This is a genomic window from Streptomyces ossamyceticus (assembly GCF_001418475.1).
Lineage (GTDB): Bacteria > Actinomycetota > Actinomycetes > Streptomycetales > Streptomycetaceae > Streptomyces > Streptomyces ossamyceticus.
The window spans coordinates 1-1478 of the sequence record NZ_LIQX01000948.1 but is presented as its reverse complement, the minus strand read 5'-3'; the positions used below and the strand labels follow the sequence as shown (position 1 = coordinate 1478).

1 protein-coding gene is annotated in these 1478 nt (G+C 72.7%); it reads left to right on the top strand.

Features of this window, described 5'->3' with window-relative positions; genetic code table 11:
* The coding region (locus tag AOK15_RS40850; protein ID WP_055524283.1) for a hypothetical protein at positions 1-1074 on the top strand (1074 nt) is incomplete at its 5' end.
* Positions 1075-1478 lie beyond the last annotated feature (404 nt).

The following is a 1478-nucleotide window of genomic DNA, read 5'->3' as shown; positions in this document are numbered from 1 at the left end:
CACCCCGTCGCCGTCGGCGATGTCATCGCCAGCGCCCCCGCCCCCGGCGCCCCCGACGGCCTGCTCGCCAAGGTGACGGACATCGTCGGCACGACGGAGGACGGCAGCGGTACGACCGTCCAGACCGAGCCGGCCGAACTCAACTCCGTGCTGGGCGAGGGCAAGGCGGATGGCACGGTCCCCGTCGACCCCTCCACCATGGACATCGACCCCCTCGTCCAGGGCGTGAAGGTCTCCTGGGCGAAGACCGGTGACCTCACCTTCGGCCCGCAGGGCGCGAAACTCCCGCTCGGCAGCCTCCGTATCGACGTGGGCGCCGCCGTGGAGACCGCGGCCGGCGCCCCCGCCTCGGCCGCCGCGTCCGTCCACGGCTTCGTCCAGCTCGCCCCCGAGGTCGCCTTCTCGTACGACGGCTCCGGAGCCGGTACGGGGGCCGCGCCCGGCGGAGCGTTCCTGGGGCTGACCGGCGACTGGGCGTCGAAGTGGTCGCTCAAGGGCCGCGCGGCCGGCACGACCGACGGCAAGCCGGTCCGCGTCCCGTTCGCCGAACTCCACGCCGACCCCGTCATCCAGGTCGGCCCGGTCCCGATCGTCGTCAACCTGGACCTCGTCTGCTACTTCCAGGTGAACGCCGACGGCCGCGTCACCGTGGACGTCGAGCAGGACCTCAAGGGCGACTTCCGCGTAGGCGGCAACTTCACCTGGGCCAAGGGCTGGACGGGTGTGAGCGAGTCCAAGATGACCGGCGAGCCGCTGAAGGCGACCGTCACCGCCACCGGCAAGGTCAAGGCCGCGCTGGGCGCCGAGGCAACGATCGGCCTCTACGGCACGGTGGGCGTCACCGCCGACCTCGCCCCGTACCTGCGCGCCGAGGCCGACGCCACGGCCGAGGGCTCCGCGAACGGCACCGGCTCGGCGAAGGGCGCCTGGGCCCTCTACGGCGGCGTGGACCTCACCGGCACGCTGAACATCCAGCTCTCCATATTCGGCACCCCGATCTTCCAGAAGAAGATCCCGCTGGGCGCCCTCCACGAGGAGTGGCTGCTGACGAAGGGCGAGGCGGCGACGGCGTAACCGTTCGCGCCCCCGCCTGAGAAGGGGGCTCTCGGCCGTGGCGATGCCACCCTCGTGCGCCGACCGGATGGTGAGGGACATCCGGGCGGGCGCCGGCCAAGAGCCCCCGCGCGCTGCCGACTTCGGGTCGGCGGTGGAGTGGGGCTCGTCCACGCGCACACCGACTTTCGCGGCCCACGGGCCCGGCCCGCCTCCCCCATACGACCGACCCGGCCCGGAGGGACCGCACCAAAGCGGGCGAACCCATGGGCCTTTCGGCCTACTGTGACGCCATGCGTCAGCACGCCACCCGGACGAAACGGTGACCCGCCCCACCCCCGAGACGGTGGAGGACCAGGCCTCCACGGTCCGTACCCTCCTCCACTACCTCCACCTCCCCCTCGGCCCCAAGCACTACGTACGAG